This window comes from Butyrivibrio fibrisolvens (assembly GCF_037113525.1).
GTDB classification, from domain to species: Bacteria; Bacillota; Clostridia; order Lachnospirales; family Lachnospiraceae; genus Butyrivibrio; species Butyrivibrio fibrisolvens.
In genome coordinates, this window is record NZ_CP146963.1 from 3275620 (window position 1) to 3300547 (window position 24928).

The following is a 24928-nucleotide window of genomic DNA, read 5'->3' on the forward strand; positions in this document are numbered from 1 at the left end:
CAGGTAAATCTGAACACAAACGATCAGGAATCCTTACCGGATCCTTCAACCTCTTTGTTCATTACATCTTTGAGTTCATCCATGAATGTATTGATATCCTTGAATTCGCGATATACAGATGCAAATCTTACATATGCTACAGGCTCGAGATCTTTCATCTTGTTCATTACAAGCTCACCTATCTCACGGCTTGCGATCTCTCGCTTCTCCATATTGAAGATCTCTGCTTCAACACTGTCAACAAGCTTAGTGATCTGCTCTGCACTGACAGGTCTTTTGTGACAGGCTCTTAAAATACCTGCTTCAATCTTGGATCTGTCATATGGCTCACGATTATTATCTTTCTTTATGATTATGATTGGAATAGTCTCAACTTTTTCATAGGTCGTAAAACGCTTACCGCAGGAGTCACAAATACGTCTTCGTCTTATTGATGTATTATCATCTGCCGGACGAGAATCAATTACTCTTGTTTCGTCTTTACCACAAAACGGGCATTTCATAGTGGTGTCCTCCCTTTGATGCATTAGTTTTTAAAAAACGCTTCAGATGCAGGCACCTGAAGCGTTTAAATTTCTTACGCAGTCAGCGTCTTTGCGCTTCCTGCAACATCTGTACAGTAGAATGTATTTACTTTTTCTGTAAAAACTCAGGAATCTTAAGAGACTTAGGCTCTACAGTAGATCTTACGCTGCTATCGCTGCGGAAGAATGATCTTGTAGTAGTCTGTGGCTCAGCTTCAACAGCAGGCTCTGCTGTTGCAACCGGTGTTGTCTGCGCTGTTGCAGTCTGAACCGGCTGTGTCATTGTCTGAGGATTTACAAATGGTCTTGGCTGCGGTATAGATGTTGTCGGAACAACAGGTCTAACAAATGGCTGTGAAGGCTGTGGTCTAGGACCTGCACTTACGCCTGCCATCTGTGACGCACCCTGATTCACAGGCTGTCTTGCAGGAGCAGCAGCTGTATTCTTAGCTATATTCATAGCATTTGCACGATCTTCAATTCCAGTAGCGATAACTGTAATGTTACATGTATCAGACTGTGACTGATCATATACAGCACCAAAGATGATATTGGCTCTCTCGCCGGCAAGTTCCTGTACATAGCTTGCAGCATCAGATGCATCAGCAAGACCGATATCACCGGATACATTGATGATAACATCAGAAGCACCGGAAATAGTTGTATCAAGAAGAGGACTTTCAACAGCAAGCTTAACTGCATCTGCAGCCTTGTGGTCTCCTGTTCCTGTTCCGATACCGATATGTGCGATTCCCTTACCCTTCATTGCTGTCTGTACGTCAGCAAAGTCAAGGTTAATAAGACCAGGTACATTAATAAGATCGGTAATACCCTGAACTGCCTGCTGAAGGACTTCGTCAGCCTTCTTAAGAGCATCGGGCATAGATGTACGACGGTCTACGATCTGCAATAATTTATCATTAGGGATAACGATAAGAGTATCTACGTTATTCTTGAGATTTTCGATTCCCATGAGGGCATTCTGCATTCTGGTACGTGCTTCAAAGCTAAAAGGCTTTGTAACAATACCAACAGTGAGAATTCCCATATCCTTAGCGGCCTTGGCAACTATCGGAGCAGCACCTGTTCCAGTTCCGCCTCCCATACCGCATGTAACGAAGACCATATCAGCACCCTTAAGTGCGCTATTGATGTCTTCTACGCTTTCTTCTGCAGCTTTCTCTCCAACTTCAGGTTTAGCACCAGCTCCTAATCCCTTAGTGAGCTTCTCTCCGATCTGCAGAAGTTTTGGTGCCTTACATAATTGAAGAGCCTGCTTATCTGTATTCATGCCGATAAACTCGACACCGGTCACGTTCTCGTCAACCATTCTATTAACAGCATTGTTGCCTGCACCACCAACTCCAACTACGATGATTTTGCACGCAGCTTCAGCCTCATTCGACTTGATTTCCAGCAAAACAACTCCTCCTTCACGTCCAGTTTTAAAACCCTACCATTTATATATCATACGATTTTTTTGGGTTTTTAGCAACTGTCATTTTTAATAATATCAGCTAATTTGGCTTGAATTTATGACGCTTCTTCAAATCTGACTGATTCAGTATTTTCATCATAGTCTTCAAGATGAAGCGTTCCCTTTTTACCTTCCAGAGATGGAAGTATATACGGTAATTGTATCACTTTTTCGTCAATATTTTTCTTAGAACCTATTGCAACTTCAATATTGTCAAAATAAAGATACACATTATACCCTTTATCAAAATACATTTGGTCTGCCGACAGACTATATTTGGACAATAGCTGCGTCAGATCGAGTATCTCAGAGAATACACTCTTGTCTTCAACAGGAAGTGCCTCATACAAAACGACGCTGTCAAACTTAAGACCCTTAACAACAGGGACTCCTTCCAAAAGTTCGGACGATCCTTCAACAATTATTCCTTCTCTGTCAAAATACATGTAGTTCTCAAGATAACTAATACATCCTGCCAACGCTTTCTCATATACACGGATATCGATAGTGTCAGCAGACTTTATATCCACTGTTATCTTTTCTATAAAAGGTATATTAACGATAGACTTGTTATGGTATTTGAAGCTCAGATACAGGGAGTTATGTGCAAACATACCGTTCATTACCATATCCTGAATCTCTTCATCAGTATAGTATGTATTGCCGACTACATTTGCAGTCTTAACTCTGTAATGAGACCTTACGTACTGAATTCCCCCTATTCCCAACAAAACTATCAATCCTATAGTAAACACAAGGATCAGTATGCTCTTGTGAAGTCTTAGCATCTCAAGAGGTGAGAGCCTTGGTTTTTTAGGCTTTCTGAATGCAGGCTCAATTATTTTCCTGTTTCTCTTCACAGGAGAAACAGCACTTTCTTTTTGTGGTCTTCCCGATGAAGATCTTCCTGATGAACTTCTTACTGATGAAGGCCTTACTGATGAAGGCCTTACTGATGAACTTTTTACCGATGAAGATCTTCCTGACGAAGTTCTCCCTGATGAAGCTCTTACTGCCTGGCTCCGACCTGCAGCATATGCTCCCTGAGGGTGTCTTCTCTTTTTCTTTGTCATATTACTCATACTCGGCAGAAGATATCCTTGATACATTTAATGCTATTCCAATCTCTACCAGCTGCATAACCACCGCGGAGCCGCCAAAACTGATAAATGGCAGTGTGATACCGGTATTAGGAATAGTATTGGTAACAACGGCAATGTTAAGGATAACCTGAATGGATACATGCGCCAGAACGCCGATCACAAGAAGTGCTCCAAACATATCCGTTGTAGAATCAGCAACAAGTTTAAGTCTCCATATAAGGAGCATGAACATGATCATGATAGCGATGGCTCCAAACAGTCCAAGTTCTTCGCATATGATAGAAAAGATCATATCGTTCTGAGCTTCAGGCAAGAAGCCAAGCTTTTGCATACTCTCTCCAAGTCCTTTACCAAAAAGTCCGCCTGATCCAATGGCGTACAGAGCCTGAATGGTCTGGTGACCTTTTCCACTTGCATACTGCTCTGGATGAAGCCAGGCCAGAATACGCATGAATCTGAAGTTCATGCTGTCTGTTGATGATGATACTGCATAGGATATAGCAAGCGCCGCAATACCAGCTGTTCCAGCTCCAAGGACTATAAATCTTCTATAGTCGGGACAGGATACAAACAGCATCGCTACTGCTATACATACAATAATAAGTGCAGAACTAAGGTTTCTTGTTAGTGAATAAACCAGAAAAGCAGGAACAACTGACATTCCAAGAGTTATCCAGAATCCTCTCCTTGTGGAAACCTGCTTACCAAGCTGCGAGACGAATCCCGCAAGGAATATTATCATCAGAAGCTTGCTGACCTCTGCCGGCTGAACAGATACGCCGAAGATCCTGACCCATCTGGTCGCACCGTTTGCAGAGTAAGCAAGCGAAGTCTTTACAAGAAAGGGTGCAGCACATGCACCCGCATACGCAACGATCGTAAAACGTTTATATATCTTATAGTTAGGCCAGAAAGATATAAACAACATTACGGCAAGTCCAAATGCCGTAGATCCGGCCTGTCTGTTAAAAAAGTACCATGCATTTCCGTACTTAAGATTTGCTTCATAGGAACTCGTAGACAGAAGCATAATAAGTCCGAATACAAGTAGGAACAGCACTATAAAAATGAGACCATAATTGACATAATAGGTCTTTTTAAATCTTGCTCTTACTCTTTCTTGCGCATCTGTCATAAGTAGTCCCCCTCCATAGGTAATAAACAGCAACTTCCTATTAATTCTAAAAATCACATTTCACTACAATAAGTATTATCAAAGCGAATTGACGTAATTCTTGAACATCTTGCCCCTAACTTCATAACTCGGGAACATATCCCAGCTTGCACATGCAGGTGAAAGAAGTACTGCATCTCCCGGCTCAGCATTTTCTGTGCAATATTTCAAAGCTCCTTCAAAAGAGTCTTCGTGATGGATAGCTGTAAAACCATGCTTTCTTGCACAAGCATCGATCTTATCAGCAGTTGCACCGATAAGTACCAGTTCCTTGACCTTACCGTCAAAAGCCTCTATCCACTCATCATATTCACTACCCTTATCATATCCGCCGCCAATAAGGAATGTAGGCTTACTCATAGCCTTGATTCCCTGAATAGCCGCATCAGGGTTGGTTCCCTTTGAATCGTTATAATAATCAACTCCGTTCTTGGTTCCGGAGAATTCTATTCTGTGTTCTACAGCCTTAAAATCATGAATTACTCTAAGGATCGTAGCCATAGGCACTTTCATTGCCATAGCCATGGCGATCGCTGCCATAACATTTTCTACATTACAAAGTCCCACGAGGTTCATATCATGAATGTTCATGATACGTACAGGCTCTGAATCTCCTGCAAGATATATCTCTTCACCATCAAGGTAGAAGCCCTTTTCAAGCTTTTCATGGGATGAGAAAAAAACCACTTTAGAAGGACAGTTCTTTGCAAACTCTCTTGTATACTCATTGTCATAGTTAAGTACACAGGTATCTTCTGATGTACCGTTAACTGTAACGTTCTCCTTACACCTTGCATAGTTCTCCATTGTATGGTGTCTGTTAAGGTGATCAGGTGTGATATTAAGTATAGCTGATACATTAGCATGGAAATTCTCAACAGCTTCAAGCTGGAAAGAACTGATCTCAGCTACTGTTACGCTATCATCAGTCATCTTCTGAGCTTCAAGGGCATATGAATGTCCGATGTTACCTACAACATAGACATCTTTGAAATATGCCTTCATTATCTCGCCTACAAGTGTTGTAGTTGTAGTCTTGCCATTTGTACCTGTGATGGCGATGAGTTTACCTTTTGCAAAGTTGTAAGCAAGCTCGATCTCACTCCATACAGGAATATTTCTGTCTGTAAAAGACTTGATAGTATCTGTATCAAGCGGTACTGCAGGACTTGGTACTACAAGCACTATCTCTTTTGCCAGATCTTCAGGAAGCTTTCCAATAACTACTTTAACGTTATCTGCGTCATGCTCAAGCTTAGCTTTAACATCAGCTTCATTTGTTTTTTCATTTTCATCAAGAAGAATCGGCCATGCTCCTGCATTACACAGAAGGTGTGCTGAGCCGATACCGGATAAGCCCGTTCCTATAACGAGTACTTTTTTATCCTTTAAATCCATTTATAGATCCTCCATAAAAACTTAAATATCCAAATAAGATCAATTTTCTTAAGATCTTTCTTTTAGAAAAGCCAAGAGCTTTGGATCACCATTTAATAGCCATAAGGCCAATAAGCGATGCGATAATTGTTACTGTTGTAAACACGTTAACTACCTTAGTCTCAGACCAGCCGCCTTTTTCGTAGTGGTGATGGATAGGGGCCATTCTGAAGATTCTTTTGCCATGAGTAATTTTGAAATAACCTACCTGAAGCACAACTGAGATTACTTCTACTGCGTAGATGATTCCAACGATCGGAATCCAGAGTGTAAGGCCTGTAAGGTAGCTTATTGCTACTACGTAGCCGCCGATTGCAAGTGAGCCGCCATCTCCCATGTAAACCTTGCCGGGATATACATTGTAATAAAGGTATCCAAGAAGGCCGCCGAGAAGTGCTGCGCTAACAGGTGATAACTCGCAGTTTGTCAGCATTGCTACGATGATAAAAAATGTTGCAACTGCTGCTGTAACTGATCCGCAAAGGCCGTCAACACCGTCTGTAAAATTGGTTCCGTTAGTTGTAGCAAGGGCTACAAGGAAAAGGAACGGGATGTTGAAAAGTCCAAGGTTTATCTCTTTACCCACAATCGGGATGTACATATTGTAAAAGTCCGGAATAAAGGCATTTACAAAAAATACGAACACGACCATTACGATAAACTGCAAAAGAAGCTTCTGCCATACGCGAAGGCCGAGGTTTCTGTGCATAACGACTTTGATGTAATCATCTATAAAACCCACGATATAAAAGCCAAAGGTCAGGATCAAAACTGCCCACAGCTTAGGAGTCTTGATCGCATATGGAATAGTTACGATGAGCATGGGAAGAAGGAAAATGATTCCTCCCATAAGGGGTGTTCCAGCTTTTTTCTTATGAGACTCAAGGCCTTCTTCTCTTTCTGAGTCCTTGATTCCAAGGCTCTTAAGGATCGGAATGATGATCTTACCTGCGATCAGGGCCAGGATCCAGGCGCAAAGCACAGGTCCTACAAGGTATTTGAACAAAATTTCATTAGTCATAATTAGCATCTCCCAAAACTATTAACGAACTTATCGAACGCCGTATATAAGCGCAGCTTTGATCTTACAGATCTCAAAGCATGCTACTTTTACGGTCCGTCGCCTTCTGCCGGCTCATTAGCAGTTGTATCAGGAAGAGATGACTCTCCGCCTCCAACTGTATTACCGGTTTCAGGGTCGATCAATTCGCCTGTATTCGGGTCAATATAATACCCCGTCTCAGGGTCAACGTCAAATGTCTCCCAGATCCTTGTGCTTCCTTCTGAAGCCGCATCATCGCTTCCTTCTTCAGAGTTTCCATCACCTGAAGTTCCATCTTCAGTCGTGCCGTCTTCCATAGGCACTCCTTCAGAACCTATCTGAGATTCATCAAGTTCATCGACATTTGAATCATCAGCATTCTCCGGTGCGTTTCCATCTTCTATGGAATCGTAGGTTGCTGTCTGATCTTCCTGCGACTGTGTAGCATATCCGCTCATGTTAAGCTCATCAAGCTCAGCCTGCTCTTCCTCTGAAAGAGGCTCAGTCATTGGATAATGAAGATATGGAAGAACTTCTGTAAGGATCTTTCTTACTATTCTTGTAGCAAACTTGGCATCATCCTGATACTGAGTATTAGGCCTGTCTACAACTACATAGATCGCTATCTTAGGATCATTTGCAGGAGCATATCCCATGAAGGAAACAACGTAGTTGGTCTTATCTCTCGGAATAGTCTCCGCTGTTCCTGTCTTACCACCTATCATGTATCCTGCTGGTCTTGCAGTCTTACCTGTACCTTCAGAACCTGCAACAACCTGATTACAGTAGCTGACTATTTTATCTGATACAGATTCTGAAATAGTCTGTCTGATGATCCTTGGTTCGATAGTCTTAACTGTAGCTCCGCTTGGAGATACGATCTTGCTTACAAAATGTGGCTGATAGTAATATCCGCCATTTATAAGTGAGGCAAAACCGGCTATAGTCTCGATCATGGTAACATTAAAGCCCTGGCCGAAAGTGCCGGTCGCAAGCTCTGTAGGTCCCATAGTATCTGCAGTATAGACAAGTCCTGCAGTTCTTGATTCACCTGCAAGGTCTACATTAGTCTTAAGTCCAAAGCCAAAAGCATGCTGGTAGCTTGCAAATGTGTCAGATCCTATTGATTGTCCCATCTGCATGAGAGCTACGTTACAGGAAATCTCTACAGCTCTTGATACAGATACCTGACCATCACCAAATTTGTTATGGCATTTGATCTTATAGTCACCTATATAGAGTGATCCTTCACAGGTATATACTTCATTACCTGTAAGACATCCGCTGTCCAGTCCTGTAGCAACTGTAAATGGCTTATATACTGAACCAGGCTCGTAAGTACTGGAAATGCAGTAATTTTTCCAAAGCGCATTAAAGTTGGCAAGAAGCTGTGTGTTTGACATTGCAGCCAGATTGGTCTCATTGATATATCCGCCTGTTTCAGCTGCAAGATCGACTTTATTACCGCTTTCATCAACCATTCTCATTCCAAGAAGAGCTGATGTATCTCTTGTGTTATTAAGGTCATAATTAGGGTAGCTTGCCATGGCAAGGATCTCACCCGTATTAACGTCCATTACGATACAGCCGACATTTTCTGCTGCGTTACCTTCATGGTAGGCATCCTTGTAAGTCTCATTAAAATCGAGAAGGTACTTCTCAACAATACTCTGAATATTGCCATCAATAGTTGTGACAATGCTATTACCGTCTACAGCAGATATAGTTGTACGCTCAAGGTTAGAGTCTGTATCAAGATATCCGTACTCTCTTCCGTAAGTACCATTAAGTTCATCGTTATAATATTCTTCAAGTCCGTACTGGCCCTGATTATCTTTGGTCGTAAATCCTACTACATCACACGCAAAATTGCCGTTAGGATAATATCTTACATAAGAATCCTCAAACCAAACTCCCTGAATATTGGCATTGTAATCTCCGCTTCCCGGAGTCATATATGCCTGAAAGGGAGCTATCTGGTCATACTGGAGCTCTTTTGCAATGATATAGTAAGCAGATGAAGGATTATTACTTATGTAAGTTCTGATTGTTGCTTCATCCGTATAGTCGCCAAACTGTGCGGCAATGGCTTTGATAGTAGGTTCAACCGCATCCTTGTGCTCCAGAAGAACCCTTGTATCAAGGATTACATTGTAAACCTTCTGGCTCATAGCAAGAACAGTTCCGTTCTTATCAAGTATCTCGCCACGCCTGTAAGGAAGTGTCACCGAATCATATTCCTGCTGCGAAAGGACCTGTTTTTCATAATCTGCCCCGTTATCTCTTGTAATAGAAACAAGTCTTGCAGAAAGAATTGCAAATATAAGCATCATGCATACGAACATGACGCGAAGTTTTTTCTTCATGCGCCAGGTAAAGCGCTGCTCTTTCTTTTCTTTCATTCTGACCCCAATTACATTTTTTCTTTTTGGAAAAAAACTTTTCTCCCTATGAAAAACGCCGGCCAAACTTTTCATCTGCCCGGCGTTCCCAAAGAACTATGATATCACAAATCCTATTTCTGAGGAATCTCTTCGTTCTGTCTTACGTAATCATCACCGCCCTCGTCGGAGTATGTTACGATCTGATTCTCATCAGCATATGTCATGCCATATTCTTCCATAGCAATTCTTTTGATCTCATCAAGGTCAACATCGCTGCTTGCCTTGTTATATTTCTCGTCATTCTCCTGCTTAAGTTCATTAAGCTGGCTCTCAAGGGTAGAAATAGTATTGACGCTGTTTGTGATCTGCATTCTAAGTGAAACATATCCTGTAGCAACAATAGCTACTGCTGCCATAGCTACGCAAAGGAAGAGCATGTAGCCAAAAGACATGTGTCTTCTGCGTCTTTTTTTGCCGCCCTTTACTTCACGGAATATCTCCTGATCCTGTCTGCCTCTTTGTCTGCGGACAGTGTTGCCGTCAGCATATTCTGTATTGTAATCGTATCTGTATCTCTCGTTCATATCAGCGCCTCCTTTTAAGGTGTGCCCTCAGGATGACCATGTTATTTCTCGTCTACTGTGACTGCTTTTTCAAAGACTCTAAGCTTTGCACTTGCAGATCTTGTATTATTATCGAGTTCTTCCTGACTAGGAAGAATAGGTTTCCTTGTTATTACTTTGCCTTTAGATTTCTTGCCACATACACATACCGGAAATTCCGGAGGACATGTGCACGGATTTTCATTATTCTTGAAGTTGACCTTGGTGATGCGGTCTTCAAGAGAGTGGAAGGTTATTACGCAAAATCTTCCACCGGGATTGAGAAAATCAATCATACCATCCAGCGAATCCTGGAGAACATCAAGTTCTCTGTTGCAGGCAATTCTTATTGCCTGGAAGGTACGTTTGCTGGGGTTACCTCCTTTGGTACGCATCTTGGCAGGTATAGATTCGTGGACTATTCTGTCAAGTTCGCCTGTTGTCTCAATCGCTTTTTTCTCACGTTCTATACAAATATGCTTTGCTATATTTCTGGCGAATTTATCTTCGCCGTAGTCTCTAATTATGTGATAGATCTCAGTCTCGGGCCATTCATTGATTATCTCTTTGGCTGTGAGTGACTGTCTTCTGTCCATCCTCATATCAAGAGGAGCATCATATTTGTAACTAAATCCCCTGTCTGCAGCATCAAGCTGATAAGATGAAACTCCAAGGTCTATAAGGATTCCATCAACGCCGGTAACGCCCAGTTCTTTAAGCCTTGCTACAGCATTCTCATAATTATCCCTGATTATTGTGACTCTGTCTTTGAAAGGTTCAAGACGCTTAGTCGCAGCTGCTATAGCATCCTCATCCTGGTCTATTCCATAAAGATGTCCGCCGGCAGTCAGTTTCTCCGCGATATGCGAAGAATGTCCTGCTCCTCCAAGTGTCCCGTCCAGATAGATACCATCCGGTTTAATATTCAGATTATCGATCACTTCGTCAAGAAGTACGGATGTATGCTTAAATTCCAAGCCATGCCTCCAATTTAGAAATCAAGACCCATATTACCCATTTCTTCAGCAACATCTTCTATGTCATCGAAGGAGTTATTCTCCTCCCACTTACTGCTGCTCCAAATCTCTGCATGATTGCCTACGCCGACAACCACTGCATCTGCCTCTTTCTGCATTCCTGCAAATTCAAGAAGATTAGCGGGAAGAAGGATTCGTCCCTGCTTATCAAACTCAGTTACAAGTGCACCGCCCAGAAAGAAACGTTGAAGTTTACGGCTCTTGCTGTTAGATGAAGGTAGTGACTGCAGTTTCATGGTAAAAGCTTCCCAACTGTCTTCCGGATACAGCAAAAGACACCCATCAAGCCCCTTCGTTACTGCGAACTGCTCACCGAGTTCATCACGTATCTTAGAAGGAATGATGAGACGCCCTTTAGCATCAATTGAATGGCTGTATTCACCAGTTAACATTCGCATTTACCTAAGCGCCTTTTAAGCTGCTAAAAAAACTACAACTGTGGTTCATTACATATATCGGAAAAGATTCACCACTTTTTAATACTTTTCCACCACTTTTCTCCACCTGCCACCATTTTATTACAAAAATTTATCATTTTCAATATAAATATGGCGTGGAGGAAAGTGGAGGGATATTCCAAAACGGTTTAAAAGTAGATAAAAACTAGGGCTTGGCTGATTAAAATTTTTCAACAAAAAAATAAAGACTCCCTTTTACAGGAATCTTTACTTTATAAGTCCATCTAACATTTTACTTAGAATCTCTTTTTCTTCACCACTGAGTCTTTGAATTTTCTGATTCAGCTGATCTTCTATTGACTGATCTTTGGATACTTCGTATCTATACTCCGAACCTATAAACTGGTCCACACTACATCGCAATATAGAAGCTATCCTTATCAGCAGTGATAACGACGGATGCGAGTTTGCACACTCAATGTTGCTAACATGTGTAACATTAACTCCAAGCTTATCAGCAACACGTTCCTGTGTTATCCCAAGAGCCTTTCTTCTGCTCTTTATCTTTAATCCTATAGCTTTGTAATCCAGTGAAGCTGTATCGTGATCGCCGTAACCGTCTGATTTATTCTTATCATCCTGAGTTTTAGACATGAAGAATACCCCCTCAACATGTCTTAATTCTATAGTTCTTAATATATCAGAATAATATTCTATTAGAATATTTCTATAGTCTTAGCTATACTTTTGTGCTACAATTATGCACGTTAACGCAAAAAAGTTTTATTTAAGGGAGGAAAAAAATGTTTTGTAAAAATTGCGGAACGCAAATTTCAGACGGAGCAGCATTCTGCAGCTCATGCGGAGCAACAACAAATGGAAATGCTCCAAAAATCCAGCCAACAGTAACTCAGTTCACAGGAGCAAACAGCTATAATGCATCAAGCAATGCCATACAGCCTGATATTTATAGTAATCTAAGTCCTGTAAATGCACCACAACGCTTGTGCTCAGGCTTTGCATGCTTCATGACTTCTTTTGGCGTAGGTGCGGTTTTAGCAAGTATTACAGGTTTCGTGTTCGGTGTATGCTGTATCTTTGATCCGAAATTCGATTTTTCCAACGCACTTTCAATCATTTTGGCATCACTGCCTTATGCAGCAGTGTCATTGCTTTTCATGCTTCCGTCAATAATACCAATTAAAAAGCATATTACCGGAAACAAAATCAAAGCAGTTCTTCTGTGTGCACTCAAAGGCTACATTGCCTTTTTAAAAGTCGAATTATACATAGCTTGTTTCTGGGTACCACCTCTTTTCTTGTGGGCAAGAGAAATCGATCCCAACATATACTATATTTCAGACGGAACAGGAACCAAAGTCTTATTTCATCTGAAAAAAGATTAATTCTTCCCAGATAATCTCATGTACTTATCTATATAATGATGTAGGTGTCAAAAGCACCTTTTACGACGAATGAATAAATAAAACCTCTGCAATACCATGTTAGTTGGCAGTTGCAGAGGTTTTTAGTTGAAATTTTTGTTGCTTATCAGGCTTTATCTTACTTAGTTTCAGTATCGTCTTCAGTATTATCTTCAAGCTTTTCTTCAGTTTCGTTTTCTTCCTCGTCCTTACCTTCGGCATCTTCTTTGTTTTCAGCCTCAGCTTCCATATCAAGTATTACTTTCTCGTTGATCACTTCATCTAAAGGAAGGATCTCGTAGGATTTAGTCTTCATGTAGATGCGGACTGCTACGTCAGTGATAAGTGCCAGTGCGAATAACGTGAAGCCAAGGAGCTGGGATACTGGTAAGTTTGTTCCTGGAAGGTGGAGCTGGTCGGTTCTTAATGATTCGACCAAGGCTCTTCCAAATCCGTAACCGCCAAGATATAAAAGGGCCACTTCTCCATGGAACTTTTTATGCTTTACATATAAGAGCATGAGGGTCAGAATCATTACGTTCCATAAGCTTTCATACAGGAATGTTGGATGAACCTGAATGAAGTTGGTCGCATCCGACATATGAGCCTGCATCTTAGCTGTTATCTCGCCTGATCTGACCATAGCTTCAGGGATTCTCATAGCAAAGAGGGAATCGGTGTAATCGCCAAAGGCTTCACGGTTAGTGAAGTTTCCCCATCTTCCTATTATCTGTCCCATGATAACGCCGAAGACTCCGGTATCAGCCATGAGCCTATAGCTTTTATGCTTAACCTTAACGTATACGGCAAGGGTTATGAATCCAACTATTACGCCGCCGTATATGGCAAGGCCGCCATTTCTTATATTTAATATCTGAATAGGATCATCTTTGTAATAATCCCATGCGAATATTACGTAGTAGAGTCTTGCTCCCATTATGGAAAAGATAAGGAGGTATATTGCAAGGTCCCAGTACCAGTCTGGGTTTTGTTTGGTCATCTTGGCAACGTGCGCTGCCAGTGATACTCCACACAAAACTCCTATTCCAATAATGAGTCCGTACATGGCTACGGTAAAACCAAATACAGTAAAGCTCTTGGGAACATATTTTAAATAAACTCCCAGATGAGGGAATGCAATGGACATTTCATCCATAATATTAGGCATAATAATCTCCCGATCAAACGTTGAAACGGAAAAGGATTACATCGCCGTCCTGAACGACATACTCTTTTCCTTCCATTCTTACAAGGCCTTTTTCGCGGGCATTTGAAAGTGATCCTTCGTTAAGAAGATCCTGATAGTTGATAACTTCAGCTTTGATGAATCCTCTCTCGAAATCAGTATGGATCTTACCTGCCGCCTGAGGTGCCTTAGTGCCAACTTTGATAGTCCAGGCTCTGCACTCGTCTTCACCAGCAGTAAGGAAGCTCATAAGACCAAGCGTTCTATAGCTTGCCTCGATAAGCTTATCAAGACCAGACTTTGTAAGTCCAAGATCTGCAAGGAATTCTTTTTTCTCTTCATCATCAAGCTCTGCAATTTCAGACTCGATCTGAGCGCTGATCGCGAATACTTCACTGTTATTCTTAGATGCCCACTCTCTTACTGCCTGAACATACTGGTTAGAAGCGCCGTCATCTGCAAGATCTTCATCCTTAACGTTAGCTGCGAAGATAACAGGCTTAGATGTAAGAAGGTCATATGTATTAAGAAGAGCTCTTTCATCATCAGTAAGGTCTTCCATATCCTTAACGAGCTTGTCGTTTTCAAGAACAGATTTGATCTTGTTGAGAAGGTCAAGCTCTTTAGCTGCTTCCTTATCCATACGAGCTGTCTTGGTAGTCTTGGCAATCCTTCTCTCAAGTACCTCAAGATCTGCAAAAATAAGCTCAAGATTGATAGTCTCTATATCTCTAACAGGATCTACAGATCCGTCAACGTGAACCACATTGGTATCTTCAAAGCATCTTACAACGTGAACAATAGCATCACACTCACGGATATTGGCAAGGAACTGGTTACCAAGGCCTTCACCCTTGGATGCACCCTTTACAAGACCGGCAATATCAACGAATTCGATTGTTGCAGGTGTAACCTTCTTAGTGTTATATAACTCGCCGAGCTTTTTGATTCTCTCATCCGGTACTGCTACAACGCCTACGTTAGGGTCGATTGTTGCAAATGGATAGTTTGCAGCAAGTGCTCCTGCGTTTGTAAGTGAATTGAAAAGTGTTGACTTACCTACGTTTGGTAAACCTACGATTCCTAGTTTCATTTTCTATGTATCTCCTTCTAAAAATGCTTTATTTAAGCCATTTGTTATCTCAGCTTGTTATACCGAGTACCACGCCGGGCACCATTTATCTATTATGACATAAAAAAAGCCCTGACACAGCGAATATATATTACCATGTCAGGACGGATTTGTAAAAACGTGTAGTGACAACTTTCATACACCACCAGCCATGAGCTGCTTCATTCCCTGTGACTTAGCGCCAGGGTTGTCATTGCCATACCCTTCAAGGAGGTTTACAACGCCCCATACTCTTTTTATTATAGCCTCATTTCCTATTAAATCTAAGCCACCATACTGAATGTCAATTCCATTACCTAAAATCAAATATCTCCTTTGACTTGCTAACAGATACTATCCAGTATATCCGCTATCGTCCTTCTCATCCCTGATGGTATATCTCTGACAGTTGGTAAAAAAGCTTGATATGCAGGCTGCTCCACCTCTACTACCTCGAACTTAGGATATGGGATGCTCAGCCTGTCGCATACCATAAGTTCGAATTTGTTATAGTCCACCATATCCTCACTTCCCGCATGAAATACTCCTGAAAGATTGTTTTCCAAGATATAATCCACGTATTCACCAATCTGGTCAGCAAGGGTAATAGTAAACATCAAACCCGGATATGACTTCAATTCTTTTCCATTAGCCGAGCAATCCTTAAGTTGATTCATTCTTTTGCAGTCCCGCGACCAAACAGCTGCAGGTCTGATAATCGCCAAGTCATCTCCCAAATATTTCATGAGCATCTTTTCGCATTGCAGCTTAAAAATGCCATACTCTGATTCTGGCTCGGCCTCAGATCTCTCATCAACAGGCTTTGTTGTATTTTTGTCGAATACATTAAGCGTAGAAATATATATCATCTTTTTCCCGTGATTCTTAAGCCATGCCCCCAGAATATCGTGATACTTTAACTGAGCGTCGAATGCTCCCATTAACGTTGATATCACTATATCAGGATTTTCTCTATTCAATATATCCAATAGTCTTTCCGTGTCTTCCACCAGACAAGTATAGCCTTGGTTAATCTCATGATGGCCTGAAACAATAATAATTTCATAGGAGTCTTTAAGGTGTTCTGCTATTGCTTTTCCTACAAGACCTGTACCACCTAAAATCATTACTTTACGCATAATCTCGTCCTCTCCTTCATGATATTAGAAGCTTAATCACACCTTCCATCATATCAGTTATTACCCTATTTGTAGAGAGTACTATAACAAATCATTTACATTTCCATAGTGCCATCGGATGGTTCTGTATGCGCTCTACAATCTCTACATCCTCAAAAAGCAGCTCCGGCTTATATTCCTTTGCTATAAACCTTTCCATATATTCCATTTCCTGAGCTGTCGGCTTCATAAGCGAAGCTATGTACTTCTTTGCCTGTTGCTTCTTTCCTTCCAGGTCAAATTTATCCTTCACAGCCAGAACCGGGAACAAATCTGATTTTATTTTTGAAAAGACAAGACTGTCTATGGCAGATGTATCAAAGGTTTTGTTCACTTCTTTTGCCGAGATTGTTGCATAGAAAATAATGCATTTTCTAAACAAGTCTTTCTCTCCTGCAAACAGCTTAATATCAGCCATATTACAGAAGTCATACAGATCTCTTGCAGCTGCTCTACTTATAAGAGCATTAGTTTTTGCCGCAAAGATTTCTATTGCATTGACCGTCCTGACTTTTATCGGTTCTCCGAAAGCATCAGTCACTAATGCCCTGTCCTCTGGCAATAGCACGTGCGTTCTCAGTGAATAGTTGATTTCTATCTTGATCATATCTCTATTACCAGCCGCATTCACATAATTATAATGAAATGCGTCCAAGCTGTGACTGAATCTTGATGCCTCAGAGAGGGAATATCCTTGCTCCGACATAAATCCCTTCAGAATCTCCGTCAGATGTTCTCTTTCATTTACCGTTTCTTCTCTTGTCAGATTTGGAACAAAATCCAAATCTATATCAACCGACAATCTTGGAAGGTTAAAAACAGTCAGATTTATTGCCGTTCCACCCTTAAGCAACAGATGTTCACACATATATTCATGCGTATTTAAAAAATCAAGAATTGTCCTCAATCGAAGAACCTTCTCAAATGTATCGCGATTAAAACCATATTCCCGAGCTCTTACATCAAGCTCTCTTCTATTAAATTGCGGCATCTTCTAGCCCTCCGTTTTTCATTCTCTTAATATTCTTTGGATAAACCAACTTCCATTCGCTGGAATAAGAAGGCTCATTTATACCGGTTGCCAGATATCGTTTTGAATCTCCGCTCCTATCCTTACATATCTTTATAAAATCATCGCTTATGCCAAGTTCCCTCTGATATTCACTAAAGATAAAACCTGTCTTCTGATATAAAAAGGCATTGTCATATAAGGCCAGATACTTTAACATTTTTGTTTCATCAATACTGTTCACGGACACGAGACATGAAAGCACCTCTTCCAGCCCGGCAATGAGATTCATATCCCTTATGGAATCTGTTATAGTCCGCTCCTTATCCGTAATCCTCACGCCGCCACCAAATTCCGGAAAAACTATACCATCCTTCATCTGTTCTTTTACATAATGATAAGTATACCCATCAAATTCAAAGTCGTGAAAACGTGTCTCTGATCCAACATAAACCTCATAGAAAACCTGATCGGCAGTTCCATAATATTCAAATGCTGTATGATGTGATACATATGAAGATGGAGTGATAGCACTGGCAATTTGAAATCTGTTAGCCACTGGTCCGCCATTTTCACCGCTAAGACACGTATATAACCCATTTCGAATTTTTAGCACCATATTTTCCTTCAGAAGCTTTCCTAATGCAATCCTTGCTGTCCGTTCACTTGAATACAGGCCATTAACTTCTTTCATGGAAAAAATTGGGTATTGTAACAGTTCATAATATAAGTTCATATACTCGCTCCATGATGTTAATTATTTGTCTGATTTTACTCTATTATATGTCATTTCTATACATATTTTTAACTTACCATCATAGAGTTGCCTTGTCAAGTTAAGTTTATGTATTTTTTTACCATGTTTGTTGCAACTATCATACAATATTTAAACCAAACAACATAGATTATTCAATATTTCCGGTCAGATACAAATACCATTTTTTCAAAATTGATTTGTTAAATGCTAATTTGGGACTTTTAAACTAGAAAGTTACCAAAAATGGCATGAAGTATTCCCTCATAGGACTACCCAAAAACGAGTGCCATCGAGTGCCATATCGAGTGCCACCAAGTGCCACACGAGTGCCATTTTTTTATAAAATATATGAACCTTTATCAAGTTATATCAGAGTTGGAATTTCCGCAAATGAAGTATTTATGCGGTTTTGAATAGATTTAATGTTTTATATGGAGATATATGAAAAAGGCGTTCAAATAACGATTCCTAGTTTCATTTTCTATGTATCTCCTTCTAAAAATGCTTTATTTAAGCCATTTGTTATCTCAGATTATTGTACCGAGTACCACGCCGGGCACCATTTATCTATTATGACATAAAAATAGCCCTGACACAGCGAATATATATTACCATGTCAGGACGGATTTGTAAAAACGTGTAGTGACAACTTTCATACACCACCGGCCATGAGCTGCTTCATTCCCTGTGACTTAGCGCCAGGGTTATCGTTGCCGTAACCCTCGAGAAGGTTTACAACGCCCCATACTCCAAGGCCTGCGCCGGGGGCCTTTTGACCAAAAACTCTTTTAGTCACAATATTCAGTTTTACTGCCTCACTAGCCCATATCGGGCGATCTAATCCTCACCATAATTACCTCCACGAAAAAAGAACTGCGGTGTTTCTGCAGTCCTTTTCAAAATTTCCAACAACATTTTATTTATTGAAAATGTTAATGTGTTTTTTCTACTGTATCTCTGTCAAACCAACTTTTACCTCTGGTATTGACCTGCATCTGATATCCACAAGGTGGATTGATCAGCTGGTCAGCAATCTGTAACAATGGTATAAACAGCACTGCTGATGACTGGTTAATCCCATAGCCCTTCTCTATGCCATCCTTATTAATAATATGAATACAGGTAAATGGAGAATTATTTTTCCCCTGCATTTGTCCCACATCTCCCAATAATTTTGAAACCTTGTCTTCACTAATTCCTGTCTTCTGCGCAATATTTGACGCCGTAACGCATTCTCCCCATTTAAGGGTGAGCATATATCTGATTATTTCCAATGCGCCTTTTTCGCCAAGAAGCTTAAAAAATCCCCTCACATCTTCACTAATCGTGATATTGTTTACATAACCATCTTCTGCTTCTCTGTTCAAAATGAAAAACTGATTTTCTTTATTAAGACTAAAAAAACCAAATCCCGCATCGTCTGTTATTACTGATGCAGTCCTGTTATCTTTAGCAGGGACTCCTCTATCATAGTAATTCTTATTATTTCTCCAGCATCCTATCTGGAACGCCCATGCAATGCTAAGCATCTTGTCAAAATATTCAGCGTGACTATTTATTCCTGTATTGTTTTCGATTGTTTCAGCAAGCGCTTCCAGCACGCCCTGTTCAATCGATACTTTCTCCTTTTCCTGACCATACAGATAAGATATGGACACTCCAAAGAAATCTGATATCTTGGGAAGAAGGTCTCCCTCAGGATAACTTCCGTTTTCCCATTTGGATACTGCTTGAGGACTCACTCCCAAATGGCTAGCCAACTGTTCCTGTGTCACTCCCTGTTTTTTACGTAATTCCTGTAGATTTTTTGAGAATATGCTTTCTGTGCCCATTGTTTTTTCCTCCGGTTGGTTGTTTGTCTATTTGCACGTATTATATCCCTACAATAAGTTGTTAACCATTGCAAATATCAACAGCAAGTTAACTTTAATTCTATATCAGCCCAAATATCAACCATAATTTGATGTTTGGGCTGAATTATTAGAATTATTAGAATTATTAGAATTATTAGAAAAGAAAAGACGCATAAACCTTATAGTTTATACGCCCTATCTTAAGCTCATCTTCAGATTACTATTGTTGCCTTTCGGAAATCCATTTTGAAGTCTCTTCACTTGTTTTAAAGGAAATTATTAATTTTTGAAACTAGATATCCAAAATTTCAGATAAGTTCTGTATTTTAAACTCTGCTCCCTCATACTCCGCAGCAGGGCCTATTCCGACACTGTGAAAGCCCGCTGCATTTGCCGCGTCTATGCCGGAGACAGCATCTTCTATCACAAGGCAATCATCGTTTTTAAGCCCCAGGATACCTGCTGCCTTTATGAACACCTCGGGATCGGGCTTAGACCTGGAGATCATGTTGCCGTCGCTGATTCCGTCAAAGGCATCAGTAAGGCCTGTCCTCTCCAGGATAAACCTGGTGTTCTTAGAGGAAGAGCCAATGGATAGACCATATCCCTTTTCTCTAAGTTTCCTTAAGGTGCTTCTCACTTCCTCAGTGACGTCCCTGGGGCCCATATTCTTCAGAAGTTCTCTGTAGATATTGTTCTTTTTTTCCATGAGAGCAGCCTTTTGCTCCGGGCTGTATGAAGCAGTCGCTCTCTCAAGTATGATCTCAAGGCTTTCAGCCCTTGAGACTCCCCGGAGTCTTTCATTTATATTCCTGTCGAAATATATGCCTTCTTCATCCGCGATGGATTTCCACGCCTGATAGTGATACTCATCGGTGCTGCAGATGACTCCGTCCAGGTCAAAGATTATCCCTTTTATATTCATTTTGCCCATCCTTTCTCCTTCTCTTTATATGTAATCCTTTCCACAGAAGGGATCTATGGGGCTTACTCCCTCAAACTTAGATCTTCCCATGAGTTTTTCGATCACGGCGTTGCAGAAGTCTTCATTGCCGCTGTATGCATTGATATAGGTTCCGATCATGGGTGCATCGAAAAGATGATAGGGGTATGCGGTGGAGATCATTATCATCGGTATCTCTTTTGCATGCCAGGGGGCATCATCACCGAGGCCAAAAAGCACATTCCAGTTAAGACGCAGGGTGGTGTTATTGGATGCATTCTCCATGTTGCAGACATAGATATACAGATCGTAATCCTTCTTCATCTCGGAAACGCTTCTGTACATTTCATTCAAAAGAGCCTTCTTCTTGTCCGGGAGGTTTTCAACATCCATGAAATCCATGGGCGTTATCCGCGTTCTCCTGTCCCTTACGGTAACTTCGAAGCCTTCCTTCTCAAGCTTTTCCTTCCACATCAGCGCAAAATCGCTGCAGGGATCCATCTCTTTGTCTATAACATTAAGGTATATCCTCTTATACTTACCCGGATTTACAGGCAAAAGAGCCTTCTCATCCCTGACAAGGGTTATGGCCTTATCGGCAACCTCTTTTGCAAAGGCTCTATGCTCACTGCAGCCAACAATGTCTATGGCATCCTCCGGGGGGACAAGCCTTCCTTCCCTCTGCTTTACATGAAGCCCCAGTGAGGCCTTTGTGGCAAGGATGCGAAGAACCGCCTCATTCAGGCGCTCATTTGTAAGAAGACCGCTTTTCAGTCCATCTTTCAAAAAGCCGATGTCCTCGGAAAGATCCTTGTTAAAGAGGATCATATCGCAGCCGCTCATAATTGCCGTAGGGATGGCCCTGCTCCTTGGCATTGCTGAGGTAAAGCCCACCATCGGGGTTGCATCAGTGATGATAAGACCGTTAAAGCCAAGTTTTCCTCTAAGCAGTCCCTGCAGGAGCTCCTTAGAAAGAGAGGCGGGCCGAAGCATCTCCTCTTTTGTGGCATCCCTGTTAATCTCCTTTACATAGGCAGGCTGCGCGATATGCCCAACCATCACGGTCTTTGCACCCTTGCCTATAAGCGATCCGTAGATATAGCCAAAGCTCTCATCCCACTCCCTGACGCTCAGTGAGTTAACGCTTGTAACGATGTGCTGGTCCCTCTCATCTATGCCGTCTCCGGGAAAGTGCTTGATTGATACCGCTACGCCGCATTCATCGGCTCCATCCATGTATCTTGAGGCAAAGGCTTCGATCTTCTTCGGGTCATCTCCGAAGGTCCTTACATTGGTTATGGGATTGTGAAATTCCCTGTTGATATCCACGATAGGGGCAAAGGACCAGTTAAGCCCAAGCGCTGCGCCTTCTTTGCAGGCAACATACCCCATCCGGTATCCGTTTTCCGGATCGTTAGTTGCAGCTACCGCCATTGGTTTTCCAAAACTCGTCCCCTCAAAGGAGAGTCCGTCTCCTCCGGCCTCTGTATTGGCAGCGATAAGAAGAGGGATCTTTGCCATGTCCTGAATCTTCTTGTGGGTAGCTCTCAGCTCTTTTGCCGGGCCGCTTCTGTACATCATTCCGCCCACAGCTGCGCCTTCAACTATGCCCCGAAGAACATTTTCGTCATTGGAAAAACCCATGGGGCAGAATACCTGCCCGCACTTCTCATCTTCTGTCATAGTGGTAAAAGTATCCTCTACCCACTTTATCGCCTCATCATCAAGGCAGAACGGATTTGCTTTATAATCAATCTTTATGCTCATTTACAGTTCATCCTTTGTATCATTAAAATAGGTTCTCAAAAAATATGCCGGTCCGCAGCTCCATGCATGGCAGTAGCTGTTCACAATGGTGCCGCCGTAGGGCGACTCGTTGGGATTTTCCGGATTATACAGTTCCCAGAAGGTATCGGCGGAATTTGCCACCATTCCTCCCCAGTACTTTGACATTTTCCTGTGAGCCACATCTTTTTTTCCAATTTTAATAAGCGCATCTATGTAGTTATGGTACATGTAGGGAGTCACCATGGTCACTGCTTCAGGGCAGGCCTCCATTCTGTCAAAGAGCCGCTCTGCTGCCTTTCCCTCCATTGCTCCTCCAAGCACCATCCATATCTGCGAGGCAAAAGAGATCTGGCTTTCCGCTCCGCTTACATAGAGCTTCTTCTCAACATCATAAAGGAATCTGTTGGAAGCTTCCTTGAGCTTGAGATAAAGCTGCGCATATTCCTCCTCCGCAAGAACGTCTCCGACGCACTGGGCAAGCTCGATGGCTGCCTCAAGGGCATACATGAAGATTCCCTGAGCGGAGGCCTGTTTGTTGAGGGCAAGATTCCAGTCCACAAAACACCAGCCAAGAACATCCGAGTCCCTTACCACATGCCGCTCATCGAGGCTGTTACTTGCCAGCTGGATCTGTCTTTTGCAGACGTCGAAAAGGTCCACCACAGCTTTTTTATCCCCGGTCTTTTTGTAATAATCCAGAAGTATCACGATAAAGAACAGGGAATAGTCAAACATGTTCGTGTCATCGACCTCAGGTTTCGGATCAAGGAAGATACATGCTCCCACCCGTCCGTCCTCCTGGGTTAAAGCTCCAAACAGATAAAGATTTGACTTTACCATGTCATTCATGTTGTATGTGACATAATTCACCAGAGCCTGAATTCGCAGGTCTCCGATCCATAGTCTTCTGTCCCTTTTGGGTCCATCCTCAAAGACTGTCTGCATACAGTCATGGAGTGTTTTTACAGCCACCCTGTCAATCTCCCTGTCCAGCTCATTACTGCTGTAGTAGGGCAAAAGAGCTTCATCCGGGGCAGAGGATACTGCTGTGAGGGATGCATCATTTACCCTTAAGGAGAATCTGGAGCTGATATCAACCACCTCTATCCTCACGTATCTGAAGGAGTATCTCCTGTCCAGTTCCACAACTGAGGGCACTATGTCCACATGGATAAGCTCCTCCTCAATCCAGGCCGGTGAGACCCAGCCCTTATATTCTGAGGCATCCTCAAAAAGCTCGATCTCTCTTTCCGCAAAACGGATCCTCAGAAGTACCGGAGAGTCGGGATGAGCCCCTTCATAGCCAAGGTCCAGGGTCAGGTATCCCACATAGTGGTCCTCAAAATCCAGGATGATGGAGTCGTCTTTTTTCAGTGCGATAGACCTATATGCCGGACGGGGATCTCTTTTTATGACATCCCCATCCTTCATTAAGTCGATACACTTACATTCGTTTATCTTTTTTTTCTTTATTTCAGGGAAAAGAGCTGTCGCTTCCCGTAATAATTTCTCGTTATACATGTGCAAATATTCTCTTGATCAAATGATTATTGTTTAAATAGATTAAGAAGATCACCAGCAGTACTGCGTTTATGATCGACTGAGTCGTGGCATTTATCTGGTTTGAGAAAACCGCAAAGGTGGAATTCAGAAGGGACATACACAGGGCAGAAAGCAAAAAGCCCACCTTCTCATTTCCAAATCTTCCGATATAGCCTGCAATGAACATTGGAAGGAAGGCCGTGAACATTATGGCTATACTTCCGAAATTCAGCTGACCTCCGTTTATAGTGGTATTTCTTGCGGCATTCAGCATACCCACAAGTCCCATGAGTCCGCCGCAGATCGTGTAGCAGATAAGGGCGTTTTTAACCTCATTGATGCCGGTGGCTACAGCTACCTTCTGTCCTGACTTAAGGGCGTTGTAATCATAGCCGAAGGAGGTCCGCTCAAAGACAATGATCATAAAGATAAGAACCGCCGCAATGATAACGGCTGCGTAAAGCCAGGTTCCAACAAAGCCTGACATGGATCTGTTCTGAACCTCACTCATAAGGTATTTGCCGCCTGTTATGGTATACATTATTCCCTCGTATACCAGGGTCACACCAAGAGAGACGATAATGGGCGGAAGCCTCAAAGCGCAGTACACAGCTCCCGATATAAGTCCCAGCAGTGCTCCCGCAAGAACCGTTATTATCAGCATAAGAAGTGCAGAACCAGAGCCCCCTTTAAGAAAACCGTATGTGATCTTCGCACCTATCACAGATGAAAGTCCTGCCATTGCCCCCAGGGAAAAATCAAATCTTCCGCTGTTTAAGTTTATGGAGAGCGCCATGGTGGTGATCATAACGATGGCTGTATACACCACAAAGTTATCAAAGCTCTTTGCTCCCGATATGATGGTCTGCCCGTTTGCAAGGCAGATTCCTTCCAATACCACTGCCACAGCCGCAGGGATTGCCAATGTCTTTAAAATCTTCTTAAGGGTGCTCATGAAC

At 42.0% G+C, this 24928-nt stretch carries 23 protein-coding genes and 1 pseudogene; 1 reads left to right on the forward strand and 23 read right to left on the reverse strand.

Annotated elements, in window-relative coordinates; genetic code table 11:
• Positions 1 to 23: 23 nt before the first annotated feature.
• From nrdR to WAA20_RS13685, 11 genes are all read right to left on the reverse strand, one after another.
• Positions 24 to 503 carry a transcriptional regulator NrdR gene (gene nrdR, locus WAA20_RS13635; protein ID WP_073385442.1) on the reverse strand — a complete coding sequence of 160 codons (480 nt, stop codon included), beginning with the start codon at positions 501 to 503 and terminating at the stop codon, positions 24 to 26.
• A 127-nt stretch (positions 504 to 630) separates the two neighbouring features.
• Entirely contained in the window at positions 631 to 1944 is a 1314-nt protein-coding gene (gene ftsZ, locus WAA20_RS13640; RefSeq protein WP_073385443.1) for a cell division protein FtsZ, read from the reverse strand.
• 113 nt (positions 1945 to 2057) lie between these two features.
• Positions 2058 to 3083 (reverse strand): cell division protein FtsQ, encoded by a 1026-nt coding sequence (locus WAA20_RS13645; protein ID WP_167562652.1) that lies wholly within the window; start codon positions 3081 to 3083, stop codon positions 2058 to 2060.
• Positions 3076 to 4239, reverse strand: coding sequence for an FtsW/RodA/SpoVE family cell cycle protein (locus tag WAA20_RS13650; protein WP_073385444.1), 1164 nt, complete (start codon positions 4237 to 4239; stop codon positions 3076 to 3078). The genes WAA20_RS13645 and WAA20_RS13650 overlap by 8 nt, the downstream gene beginning before the upstream one ends.
• Positions 4240 to 4317: 78 nt before the next feature.
• Positions 4318 to 5676 carry a UDP-N-acetylmuramoyl-L-alanine--D-glutamate ligase gene (gene murD / locus WAA20_RS13655; RefSeq protein ID WP_073385445.1) on the reverse strand — a complete coding sequence of 453 codons (1359 nt, stop codon included), beginning with the start codon at positions 5674 to 5676 and terminating at the stop codon, positions 4318 to 4320.
• A gap of 85 nt (positions 5677 to 5761) precedes the next feature.
• Positions 5762 to 6736, reverse strand: a complete 975-nt coding sequence (gene mraY / locus WAA20_RS13660) for a phospho-N-acetylmuramoyl-pentapeptide-transferase (protein ID WP_073385446.1) — start codon at positions 6734 to 6736, stop codon at positions 5762 to 5764.
• A gap of 89 nt (positions 6737 to 6825) precedes the next feature.
• Positions 6826 to 9159 (reverse strand): penicillin-binding transpeptidase domain-containing protein, encoded by a 2334-nt coding sequence (locus WAA20_RS13665; RefSeq protein ID WP_073385447.1) that lies wholly within the window; start codon positions 9157 to 9159, stop codon positions 6826 to 6828.
• Positions 9160 to 9272: 113 nt separating this feature from the next.
• A complete protein-coding gene (locus tag WAA20_RS13670; protein ID WP_073385448.1) occupies positions 9273 to 9725 on the reverse strand; it encodes a cell division protein FtsL in 453 nt (150 codons plus the stop codon).
• A 41-nt stretch (positions 9726 to 9766) separates the two neighbouring features.
• Positions 9767 to 10720 (reverse strand): 16S rRNA (cytosine(1402)-N(4))-methyltransferase RsmH, encoded by a 954-nt coding sequence (gene rsmH / locus WAA20_RS13675; protein ID WP_073385449.1) that lies wholly within the window; start codon positions 10718 to 10720, stop codon positions 9767 to 9769.
• Between the two features lie 14 nt (positions 10721 to 10734).
• Complete coding sequence (gene mraZ, locus WAA20_RS13680; RefSeq protein WP_073385607.1) at positions 10735 to 11172, reverse strand: division/cell wall cluster transcriptional repressor MraZ; 438 nt, start codon at positions 11170 to 11172, stop codon at positions 10735 to 10737.
• A gap of 273 nt (positions 11173 to 11445) precedes the next feature.
• Positions 11446 to 11832, reverse strand: coding sequence for a helix-turn-helix transcriptional regulator (locus WAA20_RS13685; RefSeq protein ID WP_073385450.1), 387 nt, complete (start codon positions 11830 to 11832; stop codon positions 11446 to 11448).
• A gap of 149 nt (positions 11833 to 11981) precedes the next feature.
• Between WAA20_RS13685 and WAA20_RS13690 the strand changes: the two genes are divergently transcribed.
• On the forward strand, positions 11982 to 12584 hold the full coding sequence (locus WAA20_RS13690; protein WP_073385451.1) for a zinc ribbon domain-containing protein: 603 nt from the start codon (positions 11982 to 11984) through the stop codon (positions 12582 to 12584).
• A 157-nt stretch (positions 12585 to 12741) separates the two neighbouring features.
• Here WAA20_RS13690 and lgt read toward each other — a convergent pair whose 3' ends face one another.
• The 12 genes and pseudogenes from lgt to WAA20_RS13750 form a co-directional block, all read right to left on the reverse strand.
• Entirely contained in the window at positions 12742 to 13770 is a 1029-nt protein-coding gene (lgt, locus tag WAA20_RS13695) for a prolipoprotein diacylglyceryl transferase (RefSeq protein WP_073385452.1), read from the reverse strand.
• A gap of 13 nt (positions 13771 to 13783) precedes the next feature.
• A complete protein-coding gene (gene ychF, locus WAA20_RS13700; protein WP_073385453.1) occupies positions 13784 to 14881 on the reverse strand; it encodes a redox-regulated ATPase YchF in 1098 nt (365 codons plus the stop codon).
• A gap of 174 nt (positions 14882 to 15055) precedes the next feature.
• A pseudogene (locus tag WAA20_RS13705) lies at positions 15056 to 15148 on the reverse strand (Maff2 family mobile element protein); the annotation flags it as partial.
• 95 nt (positions 15149 to 15243) lie between these two features.
• Positions 15244 to 16038: a sugar nucleotide-binding protein gene (locus tag WAA20_RS13710; RefSeq protein ID WP_073385454.1), complete on the reverse strand. Its 795-nt coding sequence runs from the start codon at positions 16036 to 16038 to the stop codon at positions 15244 to 15246.
• 91 nt (positions 16039 to 16129) lie between these two features.
• Positions 16130 to 17068 carry a nucleotidyl transferase AbiEii/AbiGii toxin family protein gene (locus WAA20_RS13715; RefSeq protein WP_073385455.1) on the reverse strand — a complete coding sequence of 313 codons (939 nt, stop codon included), beginning with the start codon at positions 17066 to 17068 and terminating at the stop codon, positions 16130 to 16132.
• Positions 17055 to 17780 (reverse strand): hypothetical protein, encoded by a 726-nt coding sequence (locus WAA20_RS13720; protein WP_242951138.1) that lies wholly within the window; start codon positions 17778 to 17780, stop codon positions 17055 to 17057. Before WAA20_RS13720 ends, WAA20_RS13715 begins: the two co-directional genes overlap by 14 nt.
• Before the next feature lie 715 nt (positions 17781 to 18495).
• Positions 18496 to 18648, reverse strand: a complete 153-nt coding sequence (locus tag WAA20_RS13725) for a Maff2 family mobile element protein (RefSeq protein WP_073385458.1) — start codon at positions 18646 to 18648, stop codon at positions 18496 to 18498.
• Positions 18649 to 18775: 127 nt separating this feature from the next.
• Positions 18776 to 19675, reverse strand: a complete 900-nt coding sequence (locus WAA20_RS13730; protein ID WP_073385460.1) for a helix-turn-helix transcriptional regulator — start codon at positions 19673 to 19675, stop codon at positions 18776 to 18778.
• Between the two features lie 313 nt (positions 19676 to 19988).
• On the reverse strand, positions 19989 to 20621 hold the full coding sequence (gene pgmB, locus WAA20_RS13735; RefSeq protein WP_207649268.1) for a beta-phosphoglucomutase: 633 nt from the start codon (positions 20619 to 20621) through the stop codon (positions 19989 to 19991).
• Between the two features lie 24 nt (positions 20622 to 20645).
• Positions 20646 to 22406 (reverse strand): glycoside hydrolase family 3 N-terminal domain-containing protein, encoded by a 1761-nt coding sequence (locus WAA20_RS13740; RefSeq protein WP_073385461.1) that lies wholly within the window; start codon positions 22404 to 22406, stop codon positions 20646 to 20648.
• Entirely contained in the window at positions 22407 to 23948 is a 1542-nt protein-coding gene (locus tag WAA20_RS13745) for a family 78 glycoside hydrolase catalytic domain (RefSeq protein WP_073385463.1), read from the reverse strand.
• Complete coding sequence (locus tag WAA20_RS13750) at positions 23941 to 24924, reverse strand: ABC transporter permease (RefSeq protein WP_073385464.1); 984 nt, start codon at positions 24922 to 24924, stop codon at positions 23941 to 23943. Before WAA20_RS13750 ends, WAA20_RS13745 begins: the two co-directional genes overlap by 8 nt.
• Between the last annotated feature and the right edge of the window lie 4 nt (positions 24925 to 24928).